This window comes from Bifidobacterium boum, from assembly GCF_000741535.1.
In the GTDB taxonomy this organism is placed as follows: Bacteria; Actinomycetota; Actinomycetes; order Actinomycetales; family Bifidobacteriaceae; genus Bifidobacterium; species Bifidobacterium boum.
In genome coordinates, this window is sequence record NZ_JGYQ01000016.1 from 17,383 (window position 1) to 40,309 (window position 22,927).

Annotated in this window: 21 protein-coding genes; 12 read left to right on the forward strand and 9 right to left on the reverse strand. The window is 60.1% G+C overall.

Annotation, left to right across the window (positions count from 1 at the left end):
* Positions 1–51: 51 nt before the first annotated feature.
* Positions 52–2,640, reverse strand: a complete 2,589-nt coding sequence (locus BBOU_RS05975; RefSeq protein WP_026502172.1) for an ATP-dependent Clp protease ATP-binding subunit — start codon at positions 2,638–2,640, stop codon at positions 52–54.
* A 138-nt stretch (positions 2,641–2,778) separates the two neighbouring features.
* Between BBOU_RS05975 and BBOU_RS05980 the strand changes: the two genes are divergently transcribed.
* On the forward strand, positions 2,779–3,759 hold the full coding sequence (locus tag BBOU_RS05980; RefSeq protein WP_051616566.1) for a universal stress protein: 981 nt from the start codon (positions 2,779–2,781) through the stop codon (positions 3,757–3,759).
* Positions 3,760–3,853: 94 nt separating this feature from the next.
* Here the strand turns inward: BBOU_RS05980 and BBOU_RS05985 are convergent, their stop codons facing one another.
* From BBOU_RS05985 to BBOU_RS08905, 5 genes are all read right to left on the reverse strand, one after another.
* Entirely contained in the window at positions 3,854–5,182 is a 1,329-nt protein-coding gene (locus BBOU_RS05985) for a DUF3027 domain-containing protein (protein WP_051616567.1), read from the reverse strand.
* A 3-nt stretch (positions 5,183–5,185) separates the two neighbouring features.
* Positions 5,186–5,575, reverse strand: coding sequence for a cold-shock protein (locus BBOU_RS05990; protein ID WP_026502174.1), 390 nt, complete (start codon positions 5,573–5,575; stop codon positions 5,186–5,188).
* A gap of 102 nt (positions 5,576–5,677) precedes the next feature.
* On the reverse strand, positions 5,678–7,642 hold the full coding sequence (locus BBOU_RS05995; RefSeq protein ID WP_051616568.1) for a sensor histidine kinase: 1,965 nt from the start codon (positions 7,640–7,642) through the stop codon (positions 5,678–5,680).
* Positions 7,642–8,391, reverse strand: a complete 750-nt coding sequence (locus tag BBOU_RS06000; protein ID WP_026502175.1) for a response regulator transcription factor — start codon at positions 8,389–8,391, stop codon at positions 7,642–7,644. Before BBOU_RS06000 ends, BBOU_RS05995 begins: the two co-directional genes overlap by 1 nt.
* Complete coding sequence (locus BBOU_RS08905) at positions 8,375–9,328, reverse strand: TPM domain-containing protein (RefSeq protein ID WP_051616569.1); 954 nt, start codon at positions 9,326–9,328, stop codon at positions 8,375–8,377. Before BBOU_RS08905 ends, BBOU_RS06000 begins: the two co-directional genes overlap by 17 nt.
* 212 nt (positions 9,329–9,540) lie before the next feature.
* Between BBOU_RS08905 and BBOU_RS06010 the strand changes: the two genes are divergently transcribed.
* The gene (locus tag BBOU_RS06010; protein WP_026502176.1) at positions 9,541–9,834 is read left to right on the forward strand and encodes a WXG100 family type VII secretion target; all 294 of its coding nucleotides are present in this window, start codon (positions 9,541–9,543) and stop codon (positions 9,832–9,834) included.
* Positions 9,835–9,981: 147 nt separating this feature from the next.
* Here the strand turns inward: BBOU_RS06010 and groL are convergent, their stop codons facing one another.
* The 3 genes from groL to BBOU_RS06025 form a co-directional block, all read right to left on the reverse strand.
* Positions 9,982–11,607: a chaperonin GroEL gene (gene groL / locus BBOU_RS06015; RefSeq protein WP_026502177.1), complete on the reverse strand. Its 1,626-nt coding sequence runs from the start codon at positions 11,605–11,607 to the stop codon at positions 9,982–9,984.
* Positions 11,608–12,159: 552 nt separating this feature from the next.
* Complete coding sequence (locus BBOU_RS06020) at positions 12,160–12,363, reverse strand: cold-shock protein (protein ID WP_026502178.1); 204 nt, start codon at positions 12,361–12,363, stop codon at positions 12,160–12,162.
* A gap of 102 nt (positions 12,364–12,465) precedes the next feature.
* Positions 12,466–13,152 carry a LytR C-terminal domain-containing protein gene (locus BBOU_RS06025; protein WP_026502179.1) on the reverse strand — a complete coding sequence of 229 codons (687 nt, stop codon included), beginning with the start codon at positions 13,150–13,152 and terminating at the stop codon, positions 12,466–12,468.
* A gap of 147 nt (positions 13,153–13,299) precedes the next feature.
* Between BBOU_RS06025 and BBOU_RS06030 the strand changes: the two genes are divergently transcribed.
* The 10 genes from BBOU_RS06030 to purB all read left to right on the forward strand — a co-directional run bounded on the left by BBOU_RS06030 (position 13,300) and on the right by purB (position 22,854).
* Positions 13,300–14,070, forward strand: a complete 771-nt coding sequence (locus BBOU_RS06030; protein ID WP_026502180.1) for a uracil-DNA glycosylase — start codon at positions 13,300–13,302, stop codon at positions 14,068–14,070.
* A 108-nt stretch (positions 14,071–14,178) separates the two neighbouring features.
* A complete protein-coding gene (locus tag BBOU_RS06035; RefSeq protein WP_026502181.1) occupies positions 14,179–15,252 on the forward strand; it encodes an AAA family ATPase in 1,074 nt (357 codons plus the stop codon).
* An 11-nt stretch (positions 15,253–15,263) separates the two neighbouring features.
* The gene (locus tag BBOU_RS06040) at positions 15,264–16,208 is read left to right on the forward strand and encodes a DUF58 domain-containing protein (protein WP_152595626.1); all 945 of its coding nucleotides are present in this window, start codon (positions 15,264–15,266) and stop codon (positions 16,206–16,208) included.
* Positions 16,205–16,768, forward strand: coding sequence for a hypothetical protein (locus BBOU_RS06045; RefSeq protein ID WP_051616570.1), 564 nt, complete (start codon positions 16,205–16,207; stop codon positions 16,766–16,768). The genes BBOU_RS06040 and BBOU_RS06045 overlap by 4 nt, the downstream gene beginning before the upstream one ends.
* Positions 16,765–17,853 carry a VWA domain-containing protein gene (locus tag BBOU_RS06050; RefSeq protein ID WP_026502184.1) on the forward strand — a complete coding sequence of 363 codons (1,089 nt, stop codon included), beginning with the start codon at positions 16,765–16,767 and terminating at the stop codon, positions 17,851–17,853. Before BBOU_RS06045 ends, BBOU_RS06050 begins: the two co-directional genes overlap by 4 nt.
* Positions 17,850–18,860 (forward strand): vWA domain-containing protein, encoded by a 1,011-nt coding sequence (locus BBOU_RS06055; protein WP_033490311.1) that lies wholly within the window; start codon positions 17,850–17,852, stop codon positions 18,858–18,860. The genes BBOU_RS06050 and BBOU_RS06055 overlap by 4 nt, the downstream gene beginning before the upstream one ends.
* Positions 18,857–19,453, forward strand: a complete 597-nt coding sequence (locus BBOU_RS06060) for a DUF6466 family protein (protein WP_051616571.1) — start codon at positions 18,857–18,859, stop codon at positions 19,451–19,453. Before BBOU_RS06055 ends, BBOU_RS06060 begins: the two co-directional genes overlap by 4 nt.
* 84 nt (positions 19,454–19,537) lie before the next feature.
* A complete protein-coding gene (locus tag BBOU_RS09295) occupies positions 19,538–19,813 on the forward strand; it encodes a hypothetical protein (RefSeq protein WP_161788243.1) in 276 nt (91 codons plus the stop codon).
* Positions 19,813–21,345 carry an alpha/beta fold hydrolase gene (locus tag BBOU_RS09245; RefSeq protein WP_026502187.1) on the forward strand — a complete coding sequence of 511 codons (1,533 nt, stop codon included), beginning with the start codon at positions 19,813–19,815 and terminating at the stop codon, positions 21,343–21,345. The genes BBOU_RS09295 and BBOU_RS09245 overlap by 1 nt, the downstream gene beginning before the upstream one ends.
* Before the next feature lie 63 nt (positions 21,346–21,408).
* Positions 21,409–22,854 carry an adenylosuccinate lyase gene (gene purB / locus BBOU_RS06075; RefSeq protein WP_026502188.1) on the forward strand — a complete coding sequence of 482 codons (1,446 nt, stop codon included), beginning with the start codon at positions 21,409–21,411 and terminating at the stop codon, positions 22,852–22,854.
* The last annotated feature ends 73 nt before the right edge of the window (positions 22,855–22,927 follow it).

Here is a 22,927-nt window from a genome sequence, read left to right on the forward strand (position 1 = left end):
GTAATGCAGGACCACCCCTCGTCGCAAACAGTGGCGGTATTAGTGAGAGTTTTACGCCAGTGACGGCATATCGCCGCCGTCAGCGGTATCAGCGGATGCATCCGCCGGCGTTGCGGCGCCGACCAGCTTGTCATCCCCTGACCGCTCACCATCACCGTGTTCGGCGAAATCCTCTCCGGCGAACGTGAATTCACCGAGAATACCTTCACCCTCAGCATCCACGACCACGCGCTCACCATCATGGAGGTCACCCATGAGAATCTTCTCAGAGATGGCGTCCTCGATATCACGCTGGATCACACGACGCAGCGGACGCGCACCGAGCAGCGGGTCGAAGCCCTTCTCGGCGAGCAGATCCTTGGCCTTATCGGTGAGTTCGAGCGACATATGACGGTCGAACAGACGGTCGTTGAGCTGCTTGACATCCAGGTCGACGATCTGACGCACCTGCGGCTCGGTGAGCTGACGGAACACGATGATGTCATCCAGACGATTGAGGAACTCCGGACGGAACTGCTCCTTCAACTCGCTGTAGACCTGCTCCTTCATGCGGTCATAGCTCGTCTCCGTATCCGAACCAAGGTTGAAGCCCGTGTTCGCGGTTTTGGCGATATTGCGGGTACCGAGATTGGTGGTCAGGATGATAATCGTGTTCTTGAAGTCCACCTTGCGACCCTGGCCGTCGGTCAGATGGCCATCGTCAAGCACTTGCAACAGCGTGTTGAAGATGTCCGGGTGTGCTTTCTCGATCTCATCGAACAGGACGACGGAGAACGGCTTGCGACGCACCTTCTCAGTGAGCTCGCCACCCTCCTCGTAGCCGACATACCCCGGAGGCGCGCCGAACAGACGCGACGCGGCGTACTTCTCAGAGAACTCGGACATATCCACGCGAATGAGCGCGTCCTCATCATCGAACAGGAATTGCGCCAAGGTTTTTGCAAGCTCCGTCTTGCCGACGCCCGTGGGACCGGCGAAAATGAAGGAACCGGCAGGACGCTTCGGATCCTTGAGCCCCACACGCGTACGCCGGATGGAACGGGCGAGCGCGGAAACCGCCTCATCCTGGCCGATGATGCGCTTATGCAGCTCGGTTTCCATGTTGAGCAGCTTCTTCGACTCCGCTTGGGTGAGTTTGAACACAGGGATGCCGGTCGTGCTGGAAACCACTTCGGCGATGACATCCTCGTTCACTTCCATCTTGACGTTGGATTCACCCTGACGCCACGAGGATTCCTTCTCCTTGCGCTCGGCCTCGAGTTTCTCTTGGCTGTCACGCAATTCGGCGGCCTTCTCGAAGTCCTGCTTCTTGATGGCTTCATCTTTCTGCGCCGACACTTTGGCGACCTGCGCATCCAGATCCTTCAGCTCCGGCGGGGCGGTCAAACGCTTGATACGCAACCGAGCGCCAGCCTCATCAATCAGGTCGATGGCCTTATCCGGAAGATGACGATCCTGGATATACCGTGCCGACAATTCGGCAGCGGACTGCAACGCGCCATCTGTGATGGTCACATGATGATGGTTCTCGTAACGTGAACGCAGACCCTTGAGAATCTCAATCGTTTCGGCGATCGACGGCTCATGGACCTGAATCGGCTGGAAACGGCGCTCCAGCGCCGCGTCCTTCTCGATGTACTTGCGATACTCCTCGGTTGTGGTCGCGCCGATGGTCTGCAGTTCGCCTCGCGCAAGCATCGGCTTGAGCATGTCGGACGCACCCAACGCGCCATCCGCGCTGCCAGCGCCGACAATGGTGTGGATTTCGTCGATGAACAGGACGATATCGCCACGCGTCTTGATTTCCTTGAGCACTTTCTTCAGGCGCTCCTCGAAATCACCGCGATACCGGGAGCCGGCGACCATGGATCCGAGATCCAAAGAATACACCTGCTTGTCTTTGAGGGTTTCCGGAACATCGCCCGCGACGATCTTCTGGGCGAGGCCTTCGACGACGGCGGTCTTACCGACGCCGGGCTCACCGATCAGCACCGGATTGTTCTTGGTGCGGCGGGACAACACGACCATGACGCGTTCGATTTCCTCGGAACGCCCGATCACCGGGTCAAGCTTGCCGGCGGCGGCTTCAGCGGTCAAATTGCGGCCGAACTGGTCAAGAATCGCTGAACCGGTCTGTCCGCGCTTGTCCTGGACTCCCCCGGCATTGGCCAGCTCTCCCTTATTGTCGGTATCCGGGCCGGTTGAATTGCCGCGGATCATATCAATGACCGTGCTGCGCAGCTCTCCCAGATCGACATCCATCTTGATGAGCACCTGCGTGCCCACGCCTTCACCTTCGCGAATCAGGCCGAGCAGAATATGCTCGGTACCGATATAGCTGTGCCCCAGCTGCAATGCTTCACGCAGACTCAGCTCAAGCACCTGCTTGGCATGCGGCGTGAAGGGGATATGACCATTGGGCGACGCATTGCCCTTGCCGATCATCTCTTCGACCTGCTTGCGGGTATCCTGCAGATTCACGCCTTTGGCGGCGAGCGCCTTGGCGGCCACGCCTTCACCTTCGCGAATCAGGCCGAGCAGCAGATGTTCGGTGCCGATGTAATTGTGCTGAAGGGAGCGAGCTTCCTCCTGCGCCAATACGATCACGCGCCGCGCACGGTCGGTAAACCGTTCGAACATGCTTGTCCTTCCACTGTTGTTTGTCCACTTCACTCTACCGATTCGCGGTGACGTTTCTTCCTTTGCAGGCTCGAATTGCGCTATCAACGCAAACAAGAGGATATGCTTGGAAGAGAAAGCTGCCTCAAGGAGGAAGACATGACGGACAATCTTGTACAGGTCGTCGACCGTACGGCGGACATCGTGGTCGGTGTGGACGGTTCGGACGAATCATTCGCGGCATTGCGTTGGGCGATACGCGAGGCGACCGTGACCGGACAGCATGTCAATGCGGTATTCGGTTGGACGCATTCGTGGGATATGGGCTCGCAACCTCAGGATGATGACGCGTGGAGTCAGGCGCGCGAACATATGACGCGGCGTCTGCGCGACTGGGTCAATGAAGCGTGTTCGGATATTGATTTCGACGCGTCGTATCTCAAACTCACTTCGGTGAAAGCCACCGGTACGCATGCGCTGCTCGAATTGGGATCCAACGCCCAGCAGATTGTTGTGGGACGGCGTTCGCTTAACCGCGTGGCGCGCTGGTTCCTGGGTTCGTTGTCAGCGTCGCTTGCCGAAGAAGCGAAGGTGCCGGTCACCGTGGTGCGGTTTGCCAGTGATGAGGAGGCGAGTGTGCAGGATGAGATAGCCAACTCGTTGACCCCCGGTGATGCAACGGTGCATTACGCGCAGCCGCCGATTGTCGGGCTTGACCGCCATAAGCCGATTGTGGCCGGCATTGATGGGTCGGAGATTTCGAAGCGCGCGCTTGCGTACGCCGCTGATGAGGCGAGGCTTCATCATGCCCCGTTGCATGTGCTGTTCTGCTGGCAGATCAAAGATCTGGATGCGATCCCCGGATATGAGAACGCGGTCGCTCCCCTGCACGTTGCTGAGCAGCGGGCGCAACATCTGCTTGACGAAGTGGTCAGCCAAGCCGATCTCGGTGACGATCTTGAGGTTCAGGCGAACGCGTTCCATATTCCTGCGGCGAAGGGGCTGATCAGCGCGTCGCGGTATGCGAGCCATCTTATTGTCGGTTCACGCGGTTTAAGCGGTTTGGATGCGCATTTCCTGGGTTCGGTGTCGCGTCAATTGGTGAATTTCGCTGAGTGCACGGTGACGGTTGTGCATTAAGCGAAATTCGCTGCTATGCTGTGGGCCACGACGCAAAGGCTTTGCGTCGTGGCCCACAGCATAGCAGCGATGGCATGCCGGCCGACGGTATCAATTATTCCGCCGAGGAATCGCTCTCTGGTGACAGGTTTTCAGAGGCGGCGTCATGCGCTGGTGCATGGTCAGGATCGCCGCTGCCGGCGGTTGCGTCATCCGGTGCCTGCGCATGCCGGTCTTGGGGATGACTGTCGGACGTATCGTCCCGGGTATCCGAATCAGTGTCGGTATCCGTGTCCATGTCAGGTTCAGGGAATCCAGCTGCATCGAGATCCCCCATCGTGATGATGGATTCGACGGCTGGGCCTTGATCGGCTTGACGCTCGTCATCGGTCTCCGGCTCGTCGTCGACGACCGTATTGGCGATGATATCGTCCTCGCTGGCTTCTTCAAGCAGCTCGACCTGACCGCGTTCCTCACGCGGTGCCTGGGCGATGACATCGATATGCATGTCATCGTAGGCGGGTTTGGATTGCACCCACAAGTGGGACGGCTCAGGCGGGTCGATTTCCGAATGTTCGCCGCAACCATGGTCGAGAGAGACCACGCGACCGTCGTCGGGACTCCACTTGTTCGCACACACGCCGAACATGCGGTCGAAATCCCCCTTGAGCGGTACAAAGAATCCGCAGGTCGAGCACACGTTGCCGCCAGCGGTTTTCGTGGACAAGGCCTTGGGACCGTGCGGGCCCTCATACCAGCGTTTGGCGGTCTGGTCACGGCCGAGCGGGCTGAGCACATGCCGTCTGGACAGCATGAACGCTTCGACGCTATCCTCGATATCCTGCTGTGCGGTGCCATCATTATCCGTGTCCGCGGTCTGCGTTTCGGATGGCTCCGCAGAATCGTCGGCTTGCGGAACCTCACCAGCCGTATTCTGGCTATCCGCACTGGTTTCGACGGACTCGTCGTCCTGCCTGTCCACCGATTGCACCGCGTCAGGTTCAATCTGGTGCGCCTCGGTTTTCGATTCGCCGGCAGGCTGTGTCGGACGGAATCCATCTTCGAGCCGCGGATCGTCCGGCTCGGTGCCGATGGAATCGGTGACTGACAGGTCGGTCGGCAGCAGGCGGTCCTTCCACGGCACCCAAGCCGGGGGTACCAGCGCCTTATCCGTCGGCACGAGGGATGACTCGTTGACCGTCCACTCGTCTAGCTCGACATCATGGTACAAGGTCACGGACCATTCCCAACCTTCATAGCCGCGTTTGTTCGACGCGAAACGGAAGTCGGTAACCTGATCGTCAAGGTCGATGGTCCTGGTCAGATTCCCAACCTGATCAGGCTCGTCAGCCACGGTCTGGGCGATGGAACGCGCCAACGCCTGCGGCGTGACCTGTATACGCTGGCTGTCGTCCTGCTGCGATGTTTCCAAGTCCATAGTCATTCATCAATCCTGTACGTCGAAATCATCGGCGACCGCGCGCATGACCGTAGCCAGCTTCCTGCTGTCCGTCGGCGACGGGTAATGGTGGCGGCGCAGGTCGTTGCCCGCTTTGTCAAGCAGTTTGATGAGATCTTCAACAATGGCGGCCATATCGTCCGGCTTCGGCCGGGTCGCTTTGACCAAAGACGGCGCCGAGGCGATGGGCTTAACCCCCATCGCCTGTGGTCCCTTATGGCCGTCCACAACGGAGAACTCCACCTTCGCGCCTTTACGCAACGTGGTGACCCCCTGCGGCAGGGCGGTCGCCGGCAGGAACACATCCTTGCCCTGATCGGCGATAATGAAACCATACCCCTTGTTCGCATCAAACCAACGTACCCGTCCCGTGGGCATATCCGCACCTCTCAAACTCCATACCAAGGCAGGCTGCGCCCGCCGCATGTAAACCAGCTTATCAGTGTACCGCATGACAAGGCGTATCAGCTGTGCGCAATGTCACTTCTTCCTGACTTGGCGTTGGTTGTCTTTGCGCCGTCGGTCATTTTTCGGTTTCCTGCCCCGACCGTTTGTCGCCGTCCCGGATGCTGCGGCAGCGCATTCTGGCGCAGGCGGGATGGTGGTCTGCTTGGGGTCCAACGGCAGTACGACCGTAAGCGTCAATCCGCCTCCCGGGGTCGTAGTGGCGCTGATCAGACCGCAGTGCGCTTTGACTACGGACTGGGCGATTGCCATGCCAAGGCCAGTACCGCCTTTCTGCCGCGCCCGCGACGGGTCTGCCGTATAGAAGCGTTCGAAAATCTGCGATTGTGACGCTTCCGGCACACCCGGCCCGTGATCGATGAAACGAATCACCGCGTACGGCACGCCAGTGCCCAGACTCTGTCCGACTTCTGCCGCTTCCAAGAAGGATGTCAGCCCTTTGCCATTCGAAGCCAGCGAGGCAAGCTGCTTGGGGGTCATCGACGCCGGCAGCACGCTCACCCCGACTTCCACCGGCGAATCCGAGGGAGTATACCGGTGAATATTGCCCACGATATTGGTAATCACCTGTCGAAGTCTCGACGCGTCACCGGTCAATGTGATATGCGGAAGATCCTGTTCGTCGAACGCAAGCCATGTCCCCTGCTGTTCGCCGCCATGACGCAGCTGCAACACCCCCTTGGTGATACCGCGTTCAGGATCCAAGGCGTGCAGATCATCGCATGCATCATTGAGCTGTGACGTGATCAGCACCTGTTGGGTGACGTCGATGCCGCGCCCCTCATCAAGACGGGCCAGCGAGAGCAAATCCTCCACGAGGACCGTCATTCGCGCACTTGACGCCTCAATATGACTGATGGATTCGTCGGCACGCTCCAAAGCCCCCGGCATATCACGCTGCAATGTGTACAGTTCCGCATACCCGTGGATTGCGGCGAGCGGAGTACGCAACTCGTGGCTGGCGTCGGAGACGAAACGCTTCATTTTCTCCGTCGTCTCCTGCTGCTCATGGAAACTGCGCTCAATACGAGCAAGCATCGTGTTCAGTGAAGCCGCGAGAGAACCGACTTCCGTATTCTCTGGGGCGCTCGGAACACGCTGGCTCAAATCACCCGCGGCGATTTTGGCGGCGGTCTTCTCGATCCGTTTGAGCGGGGCAAGCGTGCTTTGGATGACAATCATGGCGATAACAGCGCCAATCAGTACAATGGCGATACTCACCAACGTGCAGTATTTGGTCAGCGTGTTCACTGTATCGATCTGGTCGCTCAGCGACAAGCCGATATAGATGACCCCTTGGATCTGCGCCCCGCCGTCAGCGGTTTTCTTCCCCCATGACAGCGCGAGCACACGCCATGGCGCGTTCGCCGCCTGCAGGGTGCTGCGGCTGACCGAAGAATTGTTGGCGGTACGCACTTCAGCGGATGTGGTGAACGGTTCGCCGATGTTCACGTTCCCCATCGATCCGTTAGCCGGCAGACGAGGCACGGATATCACGTCTTCACGCATCACCGGCACCAACGGCGTATTGAGGATGCGGTTATCCGTGTCGCGGATCTGCATGAAATAATCGTTGGGGCCCACACTGCCTTGTTCACTGCTGTCTTTGCTGCGCAGGACATCGATATTGTCGTAGACGAGCTGCGCTTGTTCGGCAAGCTGGGTGTCGGTCTTCTGCAGCAGATATGAACCGACGAGCTCACGGATGGAGAACGTGATACCCGCGGCGCAAACCGTCAGCAACACCATCATGCACGCGAGCAGTTTCGTGCTGAGCGGAACGGCATCCAGACGTCGGGCAACCATGGTGTGCATGCCGCTGCATCCGCGCACCACCGCGGCAAGCGGTTTGGGCAGACGCCTGCCGGTATCCGCCGTAGCATCAGGCGGCGCTGGCTGCGGCGTCGACGCGGAATCCCCGCTTGCGGTCTGGGCGCTTTGCGGGGATTCGGGCCGGTGCGTGTCTTGTTCGACTCGCATCAGGCGTCTTTCTTCGATGGGGCCTTCGGCGCACGAATCATGTAGCCGATACCACGCTTGGTTTCGATAAGCGGGGTTACCTTATGCTTATTGCCGTTTTCGTCTTCAACCATGACGCCGTCGACTTTCTTGCGCAGATAGGAGATATACGATTCGACAATCGCCGCGTCCCCGCCCCAGTCGTACTGCCAGACATGGTCGAGAATCTGCGTTTTGGACAGTACACGGCCTTCGTTGTCCATCAGGTAGCGCAACAGCTTGTATTCGGTGGGGCTTAAATCGACTTGCACGCCGGCACGCGTCACATCGTGGGAGTCCTCGTTGATTTCGAGGTCGCCGACGCGGATGATCGGGTCTTCGGCCTCCTGATGGCTGGTGCGGCGCAGAATCGCGCGAATCCGTGCCACCACCTCCTCCAGGCTGAACGGTTTGGTCACGTAATCGTCACCGCCGACGGTCAATCCCATAACCTTGTCTTGGGTGTCGTCGCGCGCAGTGAGGAACAGTACCGGCGCGTCAATGCCTTCCTGACGGATGCGGCGGGTCACGGTGAATCCGTCGATATCCGGGAGCATGACATCAAGGACGATCAGATCGGGGTGCACCTTCTCAATGACTTCAATCGCCTCCGAGCCCGAGGCGGCGGTGTTCACTTCGAATCCAGCGAAATGCAACGAGGCGACTAGCAGGTCGCGAATGGACGGCTCGTCATCGACAACTACGATGGATGCTTCAATTGTTTTGCTCATGTCGTCCAGCATTCCTCTTTTCTCTTCGAGTTTCCTGAGAATGTCCTGTGTCTTGCTGGGCAAATCGTTTCAGATACGCTTCGACATCAATGACTTGCGTCGTCTCACCTACCGCACCGCCATCGTTCGATGCTTCACTGTAAGAAGAATCAGCGGACCCGTCATTCTGTGCGTACTGGTGATATTCGTCAATCTCCTGCCCATCATGACGCGCTGCGGAGGTTCTCGCCATCCGTCTGCTCCTGGCCTGTCGCGCGCGATGTTGTTTGCCACCACGGCTGTGGGCGCCGCGAGCGTTCCGGGCGAGAACGACGATGACGATGATCAATGCCGCCATCAGCACGGCCACGCCCACAAAAATGAGTGTCGACGCCACCTTCGCGCTGCGCGATGTCGAGGTTTCCTTGATTTCCCCGATTTTGTTCATCATCGCGATCGCGGATCCGGACCAGTCAGGAGTACCTTTCTTGGCGAGCGGCTCCTGGGCAGCGGCGGACAGTTCGTCGACGGTCGCCTGACTGGCCAGCCATCGTTCTGAATTGTTGGATACAGCCACCACGAGATTGCCATCCTGGCTGGCGACCGCAAGCATGACAGTGTTGGGCGAGGGATCCGTCGATTGCAACAGTTTGCTCGCCCACGTGGTCGGATCGTCTTTGGTGCTGGCGGTGGTGAACGTATTCAGATAGAGCAGACGTACGGCAACACCGTACTTCTTCTTGGTTTTCGCGATGGCGTCAGTGACAGCGGTCACGTTGTCGCCGAGCAGGTTGTTCGGATCGGTGATATCCGTACTCAGTGTGGCCCCTAATGAGGAATCCGCGTCTGATGACGATGCCGACGCCGAAACCGACGGGCTCGCGTTGGACGCGTCATCGGCCCATACGAACGTAGGATACGCGATGGTGGCAACGCATGCCACAAGCAGCGGCACCATAATGAACCGTCGGAGTGCCGGTAACACCACGCCTGTTGCCCGGACGCGCAAGCGTTCCCATCTTCTGACCACATTTCCCGTGTGAACGTGAGACCTATTCAACAACCGCATAGGCTCCACTGTAGCGGCCGGTTTCGCCAAAAGCGGCAGAAGCCTCCGGTCTGCACCAACCATGCCAGAACCGTCCTATGACGGCGACAGAAAGGACAATCATGCCACAATACCGCGTTGACAGTGAACAAATCCAGTCATCGAGCGCAGCGGTGCGCTCATCCATCGAGCAAATCCGACAAGCCGTGCAAGGCATGTACGCGAATCTTGAAGGGTTGCAAAGTGTGTGGAGCGGCTCCGCATCAAGTCAGTTCGCCGGAGTCATCCAGCAGTGGCGGGCAGCTCAACAACAGATGGACGCTTCGCTTGAAGCGATCGGCCAATCCCTGACCCAGGCATCAGCCGTCTATGCGGACGCCGAAGCGCAAGCGTCGAGACTGTTCACACTCTCCTGACGCTCGCCTGACGCTCCCGGCGCGCGTGGAATGCGGCAATCGCACACGTCGGCATCCGCGGAGCACAACAAACGAGGGGTGCCAACGGCAATACCGTTGACACCCCTCGTGCATGAGGCGAGACAAGCAGTCTACCGATACCAGCGATCAGTAGCCCATGTCAGCGCCCTGGGCCGGAGCCGCGGTCTTCGGTTCCGGCTTGTTGGCCACGACGGCTTCGGTGGTCAAGAACAGACCGGCGATGGAAGCGGCGTTCTGCAGTGCGGAGCGGGTGACCTTGACCGGGTCGGTGACGCCTGCGGCCATCAGGTCTTCGAAGGTGTTGGTGGCGGCGTTGAAGCCTTGGCCTTCCGGCAGCTCACGCACCTTGTTGAAGACCACGTCACCGGAGACACCGGAGTTCTCGGCGATCTGCTTGATCGGAGCTTCGACGGCACGGAAGACGATAGCGGCGCCAGTGGCCTCTTCGCCGGTCAGCGAAGCCAGAGCCTCGCTCTTCTCGGCCTTCTTGGCAGCCTGCACGAGCGCCACACCGCCGCCGGGCACGAGGCCCTCTTCGACAGCGGCCTTCGCGTTGCGCACGGCGTCTTCGATGCGATGCTTGCGTTCCTTGGCTTCAACCTCGGTAGCAGCGCCGACCTTGATGACAGCCACGCCGCCGGCGAGCTTGGCCAGACGCTCCTGGAGCTTCTCGCGATCGTAGTCGGAATCGGTGTTCTCGATCTCGGAACGGATCTGGGCGACGCGGGCAGCCACGTCTTCCTTCGAACCGCCGCCGGAGACGATGGTGGTCTCATCCTTGGAAACGATAACCTTCTGAGCAGTGCCGAACACGTCCATGTCAATGGAATCAAGCTTCAGGCCCAGCTCATCGGAGACGACCTGGCCACCGGTGAGGATAGCCATATCCTGCAGCATGGCCTTGCGGCGATCGCCGAAGCCAGGAGCCTTGACTGCGCACGTGTTGAAGGTGCCACGAATCTTGTTGAGGATCAGGGTCGGCAGCGCTTCACCGTCGACGTCCTCAGCCACGATCAGCAGCGGACGGCCGCTCTTCATGACCAGGTCGGCCAGGTGAACGATGTCCTGCTGGCTGGACACCTTGCCCGAGGTGAGCAGGATGTACGGGTTCTCCAGCACTGCAGTCTGGTCGTCGGCGTTGGTGACGAAGTACGGGGCGATATAGCCCTTGTCGAAACGCATGCCCTCGGTGAACTCGAGGTCCAGACCGAAGCGGTTGTTGTCCTCGACGGTCACGACGCCATCCTGGCCGACCTTGTCGAGTGCCTCGGCGATCTTCTCGCCGACTTCAGGATCAGCAGCGGAAATCGTTGCGGTGGCGGCGATCTGGTCCTTGGTTTCCACATCCTTGGCGGAGGCAACCAATTCCTTGACGATCTCATCGGCGGCTTTTTCGATGCCGCGACGCAGGGCGATCGGGTTGGAACCGGCGACCACGTTCTTCAGACCTTCATGCACCAGGGACTGGGCGAGCACGGTAGCGGTCGTGGTGCCATCGCCTGCGACGTCGTCGGTCTTCTTCGCGACTTCCTTGACCAGTTCGGCGCCGATACGCTCATACGGCTCCTCAAGATCGATTTCCTTGGCGATGGAGACGCCATCGTTGGTGATGGTCGGAGCGCCATAGGTCTTGTCGAGCACGACATTGCGGCCCTTCGGACCGAGCGTGACCTTGACGGTGTTAGCGAGCTTGTCGAGACCCGCGAGCATTCCCTGGCGAGCTTCCTCGTCGTATGCAATGATCTTTGCCATTGTTCCTCCACATATGGCTACACGGTATGGTCTTCCACCCGATGCCCAAAAGTACGCCGACCGTCAGCTGCCGGTTATCACTCTCGGCTTCCGAGTGCTAATTGGGAGATTAGCACTCTCAGCCCTCGAGTGCCAACATCGTCCACGGTATTGCGCTGTTGGCATGAAAAGCGTGTCGATTACAACCAGCGGGAGAGCGCACGCGCATGGGAACCATCCGGCCGTTGCGCACCATCGCGCAAGCCATCGACGGAACGACTCCCCGCTTCTGCCGACGCTGAGCGGCGCGTCAGCATCGGTCAACGCCTCTGCCGAGACTGACGACGGGCTCAGCGTCGGCAGACGGTTTGGGCATGCGCATGGGACAGGATCGCGAATGCGTGGCATCGCGTCATCGGACACGCATGACGGGCGTCCCCTGTCATGAATCCATGAACGGTATACCGGACGATGTCGCGGGAACGACGATTCCCCCGAAACCGGCATCGACCGGCCTCGGAAGACCAAAACAGGCGCCCCATTCGGGACGCCTGCATACCAGACAGGAGAGATTCACAGCTTGGTCACCGTAGTGGCTTGGAAGCCTTTCGGACCATGCTCAACCTCATATTCAACACGGTCGCCTTCATCAAGCTTTTTGAAGCCCTCCTGTTGGATTACGGAATAATGCACGAACACATCTTCCCCTCCCTCGTCAGGAGCGATGAAGCCATACCCCTTGCCGGCATTGAAAAACTTTACTGTGCCTTGTGCCATATCGATCATCCCTTGCATGGGACCAGTCCGACGCCCCATACACGCCGGCACTGCCCATCTGGTGCCCTATTGTAGCGACGGCAAGCAAAGAAACGCCGAACGCTAGTTCATGAGCACAACCACAACCGGCGCAGACAAGTTGGATACCTGACGGACATTGGAGATACCGAGTTTGGCTGCGACATCCTGCGCCGTCGCCACATCAGCCTCGTTCTGATACCACACCACCGATCCGGCCGGCAGGCTGCCGGACGGGTTGGCGGCGACAACATTGGTGTACCCGGCCTTCTGGAGCACGGACGCCTGAGTGGCCGCATACCCGGTTTTCTTTGTACCGTTGACGACACGCACCTGGGTGGTCAGATTCGCGGCGGCAGCCGGCGTCTGCGATTGCGACGGGGAAGCCGAGGGGGACTGCGAGTCCGACGGGGACGCGGATGCCGACTCGGACTCGCTGGCAGACGCCGAAGCCGATTGCGACGCAGACGCGGAAGGCGATTCGGATGCAGACGACTTGGATGACTTGGATGACTTGGCCGACTTGGACGCGGGCGCTGTCTGCGAGGAAGTCGCCGCGCTCTTCCACGGCATGACCTTGGCGCCTTCGCCCGACATCACCGCCCACACCGTCAGCCCTGCGACCGCAGCGACAACAATCACGATAAGGAACGGCACCAAACGCGCGGCGACAGAGCGATTGCCGCGATGTACACCGACAGGCCCCTGCGGCGGGTTGTCGAACACGTCTTCCGCGTACGACTCATCAGTGTTCCGGTCTTTGCGTGCCATATGCAGTTCCTTCCCAATGGATTCATCATCGAGTGTACATGGTCGGCTGGGCTGTAGGGGTCGCAATCGCGTGCACTGTGTCGGATATCCACAGCTTCGTCACGTCATCGGCACGGCAAACGTCCAAATGCGCCATACAGTAGAAGCATGAACAACCCTCATGTCAAAGCGTTGTCCGAACTCGTTGACCCGGGGTGGGCGCGCGCACTGGCCGACGTGGAACCGGACATCCACCGCATGGGCGACTTCCTGCGTGGGGAAATCGCCGCAGGACGGCACTATCTTCCGGCAGGACACAATATTCTGCGCGCGTTCACCATTCCATTCGACAGCATCAAGGTCCTCATCGTCGGGCAGGACCCCTATCCGACACCGGGGCACCCGGTGGGCTTGAGTTTCTGCGTCGCTCCCGATGTGCACCCGCTGCCCAAAAGCCTCATCAATATTTACAGGGAAATGTCCGACGATCTGGGCGTGCCGACGCCGGTCAACGGTGACTTGACCCCGTGGACGCACCGCGGAGTCATGCTACTCAACAGATGCCTGACCGTGGGGGTCGGACGCCCCAACAGTCATCAAGGCAAAGGATGGGAGCATATCACCGACGCCGCAATCGCCGCACTCAACGCACGCACCGACGAGCACGGCAATCCCAAGCCGCTCGTCGCAATCCTGTGGGGACGCAACGCGCAGACACTCAAACCGCTGCTCACCAACGCTGTCATCATCGAATCCCCACACCCCAGCCCCTTGTCGGCTTCCCGCGGATTCTTCGGTTCACGCCCCTTCTCACGCGCCAATCAAGCGCTCGAAGCCATGGGAGCCAAACCCGTGGATTGGGCGCTACCGCCTGCCGCATCACCGGCATACGGACCCGTCGCGGCACCAGCCGGCCCAACAGCAGGCCAGCATCGATGACGCCACTGGCATAAGACGCCCAGCCGCTTACGCTACTATGCTGGAATACCAGTTCGCGGCCACGCGGGTCGCACACCCGACCATCAATCAATCGTTGGAGCGCACATCATGGCATTATTCCCACCACAACCCAGTATCGCGCAACCGATACCGCCCATACCGCAACAGCCGGTGGCATCAGCGTCAGCCGGATTGGCTCCGGAGGACCTGAACAAGGCGAGGCAACTCGCCGACCGGATCCGCGCACGTTTCGCCCAGACGCTCGTCGGCCAGGATAATCTGCGTGAAGCGCTTATCGTCACCATGGTCGCCGGCGGGCATATGCTTATCGAATCGGTGCCGGGTCTGGCGAAAACCACCGCCGCACAAACACTGGCAACCTCTGTGTCCGGCAGTTTCAAACGCGTCCAGTGCACTCCGGATCTCATGCCGTCCGATCTGGTAGGCACCCAGGTCTTCGATTTCTCCACCCAACGATTCAGCACCCAAATCGGCCCCATCCACGCCAATTTCGTGCTGCTGGATGAAATCAACCGGTCCAACGCGAAAACACAGTCCGCCATGCTGGAAGCCATGGCGGAAGGTGCTACCACCATCGGCGGAGAACGCATCGAGCTACCCAAGCCTTTCATGGTGATCGCCACGGAAAACCCAATCGAAGAAGAAGGCACATTCAACCTTCCTGAAGCGCAGATGGACCGGTTCACCATGAAAGCGGTTATGACCTATCCGACCGCCGACGAGGAACGTCAAATGCTGGCTATGCTCACCCGGCGGGGCAGCGATACAGTCAATCCCTCGTTGCTGCAAGGCGACACGTTATCTCTGGCTGATGTCGAATTCCTGCGCGCAGCCGCCCGCCGTGTCCACGTTTCGGACGCGATTATGGGCTATGCAGTTGATATCGCAGCGACCTCACGTGGAGCGGGAAGCCACCCGATTTCCGGACTGTCCGCGAACGTCCGGCTCGGTGCCAGCCCCCGTGCGTCCATCGCCCTGATCAGAGTAGGGCAGGCGGCCGCTCTTCTTGCAGGACGCGATTATGTCATCCCCGAAGATATCAGGATGTTCGCGCATGAAATCCTGCGCCACCGTATCCTGCTCACGTTCGAAGCACTTGCCGACGGCATGACCAGCGATCAAATCGTGGACTCCGTCGTAGCCACGGTACCGGTGCCATGATCGACCGGACGATGGGCGAGGATGCGATCCGCCGGAAAATCGAAGCTCTCGCCACTACACTGACATTGCCGACGGTTCGTCGCGCGCTCGGCGTCATTGAGGGCGAGCATCCGTCACATCGACGGTTCGGAAGCGACGACATCATGGATATCCGCCCTTATGAAGCCGGGGATGAGGCACGCCGCATCGACTGGCGTACCAGCGCACGTTCAGGAAGGCCGATGGTGGTGCAACGACAGCGTCAAGTCACCTCCCGGGTGTGGATGCTGCTGGATACCGGTAAAGAAATGTCCGGCGCGTGCGAAGGCGGCGAGCAGGCCTGGCAGGTCGCAGCCAATGGTTTACGCATGTTCGCCGCGCTCAGTTTGAGACGCTCCGACGATATTTCACTGGTGTGCGCGGACTCATCCAGCATTACTAGAGTGCCATTCCACGGGGGGTTCGCCCAGTTCGAAAGCATGCTTGACCGCGCGTTGGAACAGGCGCGGAAACATCCACGCAATATGGACGCGCTCCTCGATTATGCGCAGCGTATCAATGATCGCGATGCGCTGATCGTGCTGGCGACCGACGAGCATGCCATCGGCGCTCGTCACTTCGACGCGATTCGCGCCATCACTCGCACACACCCCCTGGTGCTTATCGACGTTTCGACCATCAACCCCTTCATCGCACGGCACCGTCATGTGGCTGACGCGGATACCGGACGGAGACTGCCGGCGTTCCTCCTCAATAGCAGAAGCAGCGGCGAAGTGGACACCCATCGGCAGTATCTTGCCGCGCAACTGGAATCCGAACTGCGTACGAACGGGTCGACGCTGATGCGCGCCTCGTCAAGCCGAGCGATGTTCGATACGTTCGTCCGCACCATTTCCCTGTCGCTTGCCGGGGCCGGACGCACCACCCTACCCGCCGCACGGCACGTTTCCCCATCCACCCACGGAAGGCGCGCATGAACCGCATTCCCATCACCACCACCGCGGATATCACCATGGCGATCAAACTCGACGACCTCAGCCCCGTCGGCGAACTGGACCAGTCCGGCATGCTGACGGCGATGCTCGCCGGCTGTGTTGCCATCGCGTGTCTGCTCATCGTCCTGATTATCGTGCTCTCCCGCCCACGCACCACACCGCCCCGCGCACCACGTCCGAAAGGCGCCCATCATCCGACCGGCGGCACCCGTGTATGGCATCAACGCATCGACGCGGTCGTGCAACGGTATCATGCGCAAGACATCACTCGCGACCAAGCGTTCACCGAACTCGCAGCCATCGCACGCGAATACGCGTCAGGGGTTTCAGGAACCGTCATGGCTACGCAAACCTTGTCCGATCTCAATCGTGCGACACCGCCGACAAGCGGTAAAGAGGGGTTCACCTTGCTCAGGCAAACCATTGCGGCACTCTACCCACCCCAATTCGCCGACGAACGGTACAATGACGCCGCACGGACGACCAGCGTCGAGCAAGGCGCCGAATGGGTGTCCGCTCTGGTGGAAAGGTGGCGCCGATGAGATGGCAATGGCCGTGGGCCGCACTGATCGCCATCGTGGCGGCACTCGCTATCACCGCCACGGCAGCCGCTTTGACTGCGTGGCATGAACGCCGGACAGCCAAGCGTACGCCGGATCTCAAATCGTACAGTCTGGACGATGACCTCAACACCGAATACGCTTCCGAATTGTTCCACCAGTGGCGTTTGCTCAGCCGGATCGCCGCATCGGCGCTCGCTATCGCACTGGTCCTGTCCGTCATCCTGATCGCCCGCCCGTCCCACATCGACGAGGGCACGGAACGTTCGGCAAGCCGCGACATCGTCCTGTGCCTCGACGTTTCTGGATCAACCCTGCCGTACGACCGGCAGATCATCGACACGTATCTCAAGCTCGCTTCCACCTTCCAAGGCGAACGCATCGGCATGAGTATTTTCAATTCGACATCGCGAACCGTCTTCCCTCTGACCGACGACTACACGCTGGTCACCAGCCAGCTCAAGTCCGCGGCATCGATCCTCAAAGGCGTGCAAACCCAAGATGACATCGACAAGATGAGCGACCACGACTACCAGAACGTGTCCGATTGGTTGGACGGCACCCAAAACAAAACCAACGCCACATCCCTCATCGGCGACGGGCTGGTCAGCTGCGCGGCCATGCTACCCGGATTCGCGTACGGCAGCACTGCAGCGGCGGCGGGCGACACCGCCGCCAACAAGGCGCGACGGCGATCCGCTTCCATCGTGCTCGCCACCGACAACGTCGTCTCCGGTAAGGAAACCTACACGCTCAGTCAAGCACTCGACTTGACGTCCCAAGCGTCCATCAGCGTGGATGCCATTTATGCGGGAGCGAAAGAAAGCCTATCCGATCAGACGACCACCGCCATGAAAACCGCCGTCGAATCGCATGGCGGCACATTCATGTCCCAAGCCGACGGTTCATCGATCGAATCCCTGGTCAGGCAGATCGAGCAGCGTAGCGCGGCCCGCAACGAGAGGGACGCCCAATCCGCCGTTGATGACGATCCCGGCTGGTGGACTCTCGCCCTCGCCGTATGCGTACTCGTATGGCTGGTATTCGCTTGGAGGCTCAGACGATGACTTGGACACTCTCCCCCGCACTCGGCTGGCCTGTAGGATGCGCCATAGCCATCATTATGCTCGTCTGCGCGATCGGCGGCATCGTCATCCGTGTCCGCACCCGTGGCGCAACCGATCAGAGTGTCAGCGCATGCGTCCGGCGCACGCTGATCTGCCTGCTGGTCGCGCTCGCCGCACTCACCCCCAGCACGGTGTCCAGCACCACCAGCAAAGCGGTCAACGCCACGGACATCGTCATCGCAATCGATACGACCAGTTCCATGGCCGTCAACGACGCGACATACGGCAGCAGCGAGACGATAAGCCGGCTCGCAGCCGCCAAACATGCCGTCCACGACTTGACCGACGCCTACCCGGCGGCAAGTTTCTCCGCAGTACGCTTCGGGGCGAGCGCCTCACTGGACGTGCCGCTGACCCCGGACACGCTCGCCATCGACAATTGGGCGGATTCCCTGAATGTCGAATCCACGACAGCATCATCCGGGTCCTCGCTTGATACACCACTTGACAAGCTGCTGCTGACGCTGAAGGACATTCGCCAACATCACGCGGATGACACCATCGTCCTGGTGCTGATCAGCGATGGGGAGCAGACCGCGACCACCACGCGTCGCACATACTCCTCGCTGCGACGCTACGTGACCGACGCCCTCGTCGTAGGAGCAGGATCGACCGCGGGCGGCAATATTCCAGCCGACGGATTGGTTGACAGCGCCAACGAAACATGGGTGACCGACCCCGCTACCGGCCAGCCGGGCGTATCAAAACTCAGCCCGGACACGCTCAACACCATCGCCGACGAGTTAAGCGGCAAAGCCATCATGCTTGACGCCACGCACACGGTGACCAACTCACTACCCGCCGCTTCGAAACAGTGGCGCACCAGCATCACTGCGAAAACCAGACAACGCGTCACCCCCGTGGTCTGGCCTATCGCCATCGCGCTGTGTGTGCTGCTCGCATGGGAACTCGGCGCATGGATCGGCCTGTCAAGGAGACTGCTATGAGCATTACACCACAGCGTTCCGAACATCAACAGTCCGCCCGGAATCATGCGCGAGCCCCGCTCGCCGTGCGCATCATTCTAGCTGTTCTCGCGGTTCTGGCACTCGCCGGAGCCGTCATCGCGATTGCGAATATCCAAGCGCAACACTCCTACAATCAGGCGACCCGCAGTCTCAACGCCGATCTCAAAGCCAGCGCCTCCCCCACCGCCGACTGGTCCACGCTGGCAGCCCGTCAAGAGCAGACCGACGCGCAATTCAAGGAAGCGCAATCATGGCATGCGATCCTTGCCCCGAATCTCAACACGCGTATCGAAACGAACAGCGCCATGTCACGCACACTGACCGAACGGATCCAAGCCGAACTCAACAACCAGCAGGCCGGATCCTCGTCTGCGCAGGATTCAAGCAACACTTCATCGTCAGATCCGACGAATACCCCGAGCCCATCAACCCCAGACGGATTGGACGACAAGCAACGCCGGAAAGTGCAAGACCTGCTCGAATCCAACGCATCAGCCTCCCCATCCCCTTCAGGAAGCCCAACAACACACGGCAGCACACCATCCACCGGTGCCACGGTCAAACCTTGGTGACGCGTGCCGTTCATGTATCCATCCTCTGACCACATTGCCCCGACAGGCGTGCATCACGAGCGTGCATACGATTCGATGGAAGACATGAACCAACATATCATCAATCACCCCGGTTTGGCGGCCGCATGCACCTGCCAAACAGCAACCACCGGCACTCTCAATCATCTCGACACCGCGTGCGCGAGCACAGAACGATGTGTCACCTCGCTCACCGACACGGCCGCGCTCGCCGCATCCATCGACTGGCACGGCCAGGCGGCCGCACTCATGCGAGACAAGGTGACGACCGCCATTCGTATGAACGAGGATGTCCGGCAACGTGCGCACGCCCTGCTGGCCATACGCCAGGAGGTAGCCTGATGTCTTGGGAAGTCACTTCGCGGGTCAGAGGCGGCGTACCGCTCAGTGTCGCCGATGCACAACAATTCCACGCGTTGATTGCCACACTCACCGACACGTCACGGCAATTCGCCGCCCAATCGGCGGCATGGGCCACGCTATCCGACCAACTCACCCGCACCCGTTTGCATGTCTCATCATGTCCCGTCCACCGTGACTCCTGGCCGGGCGGTTCATTGACCGCCGCGGCGATGCCGAGACTGTCATTCATCGTCGAACTCTCACGGGCATGCGAAGCACAGATACGCGTGTGCTCGGCAATCGCGCAACACATGGATGCCTTGACCCAATTAGTGGCGCGGGCACAAGGATTGTACCTGGATGCTGAAACCAAAGCGGCACATGCATCCGCCGGCATCCCCACCGACCCACTGTCCACCGCCTCATCCGTGCTCAGAGGCATGGCGAGCGACATCCTACGGTCCATTGGCGTGGTCGCCACCAGTGACGACAAGTCACAGCCCCTGCTGGACATCCTGCACACCACATCGCCGTATCATCAAGCCTTGATGCGCGGATTCAGCATAGCCGTGCTCGCCGGTATCGCCCGGTCACGCGCCATACGACCGGGTTCCGGCATGACGGCGATCGACCCGCTGCACGGCATGCTTTCACGCAACAGTGTCAACGTCGCCGCCGAACACCTCGCATCGATCAGCATGCAGCTCAACGACCGGCGGCAAGGCAACCGCATCGAGTTGAGCAGACGATACCCGGCATGGCAGGTCACCCGGCAGGCTGACGGCGTTGCCGGCGCGATTGTGCAGCTTCGTTCCCTTGCGGAGAACCAATACGGCACCAACGAAGACAACGGATTGTCGTATGCGACCATCGCCATCCAGCGGTATCGTCGCATGGACGGCAGCGCAGCGTGGCTGGTTATCATTCCGGGAACCGACGGGCATGCCGATTCCCCATTCGGTTGGCCGCAGAATGTTGAACTCATGAGTTCGCAAGCCCGGACACGAATGCAGGCGGACAGCGCTCGTATGGTTCTCGAAGCGATGGAGCGCAGCGGCATCGGACAAGACGATCCCGTCGCCATCATCGGACATTCTCAAGGCGGTATTGTCGCCGCGACACTCGCTTCGGACAGCAAGTACAATATCCGGCATATCGTCACCGCAGGCTCGCCTGTAGCGAACCATCCCATCAGCGGGGACGCGTGGACCACCAGCATCGAAATGGATGATGAACTGGTGCCGGCACTTGACGGGGCAGCCAACCCGGTAGGCGAGCGCTGGCTGACCATTCACGGTTCGGTCGCCGAGACAGTGCACGGCAACGGCACGGGACCGGTGCTCGCCGAACCGGTGCCCGAGACGGCAGACGCACGGCAAATGTCTCATCATCTCAAATTCCATCAGGCGGCATATGCGAACGCCGCGGCGCTCGGTTCCGGTGCGGTCACTTCACACGACCGGCATTTCCGGCAGGTTATCGCAGGCGAATTGGAGGAAACCAGTTATTGGCAAGGGCGGATGATGCGCTGAGGCAACCGGGGGTGTGCTCGCGTAAAGCCGCCCCGGTTCACGGTTGGAAGTATCCTGAGCAGTATGAAGCTTACTGACATCACCCCAGCAATCGCATTGACCCCGCTTGACGGGCGTTATCATCATCAGACTGCCCCACTGGTCGAATATATGAGCGAGCCGGCGCTCAACCGTGAACGCATGCGCGTGGAAGTCGAGTGGATGATTCTGCTGGCCAACGGGTTCGCCGGCAACGGCAACCAGCCGATCGTTCCGGGCGTCAAGCCGTTGAGCGAAGCCGAGCAGGCGTATTTGCGCGCTATTCCCGAGCAGTTCGGCGCGGAAGGCATCGCCCGTCATGCGGCTCATGAAGCGGTCACCCATCATGATGTGAAAGCCGTCGAATACTATATCGACGATGAGCTTGACAAGGCTGCTGACACGCTTGGCGCCGATACGCAGCTGACCCAGTTGAAAACCCTCGTACATTTCGCGTGCACGAGCGAGGATATCAACAATCTGTCCATCGCCCGTTGTGTCAAGCAGGCGGTCGAGCAGGTGTGGCTGCCTGACGCGCAGGCGATTGTCGACCTGTTGGCCGAAAAGGCGGACCAGTATCGTGATATGGCATTGCTCGCCCTGACCCATGGCCAGCCGGCGACCCCGACGACGCTCGGCAAGGAGCTCGCCGTGTTCGTCCACCGTCTGAACCGTCAGCTCAAGCATGTGCGCGAGCAGGAGTATCTGGGCAAGATCAACGGTGCGACCGGCACGTTCGGTGCGCATCTGGCGGCGCTGCCGGACGTCGACTGGATCGCCGTGTCCAAGGAGTTCGTCACCAACCGTATGGGTTTGACGTGGAATCCGCTGACCACGCAGATTGAAAGCCATGACTGGCAGGCTGAATTGTACGGCACCATCAGCCACACCAACCGTATCCTGCACAATCTTGCGGTGGACGTGTGGATGTATATTTCCCGCGGCGTGTTCGCCCAGGAACCGGTCAAGGGCGCCACCGGATCGTCCACCATGCCGCATAAGGTCAATCCGATTCGTTTCGAAAATGCTGAAGCGAATCTTGAGATTTCCTGCTCACTGCTGGATACGCTGTCCGCCACGCTGGTGGAAAGCCGTTGGCAGCGTGATTTGACGGATTCAACAACCCAGCGCAATATCGGTTCTGCGCTCGGATACTCGGTGCTCGCACTGACGAACCTGCTCGGCGGACTCAAGTCCATCCACCCCAATGAGATTGTTATCCGCCGTGAGCTGGATGACAACTGGGAGGTGCTGGGCGAGCCGATCCAGACCGCCATGCGTGCCGGCGAACTGGCGGGCGAGCCCGGTATGGATCATCCGTATGAGAAAGTCAAGGAGCTTATGCGCGGGCACAGCATCGGCAAGGATGATGTCGAGCGGTTCATCGACGAGCAGTCCTTCGACCCCGACACCGCCGCCCGTCTCAAGGCGCTCGCCCCTGCCACCTATACGGGTGCGGCATCCCGCTTGGTCGACTACGATCAGCAGTGATATGTCGCCGGTGCGGATTCACGGTTAGCATCGCCGTGCAGCCGCGCCGGCCCACGCGCGAAGGCGCGTCACC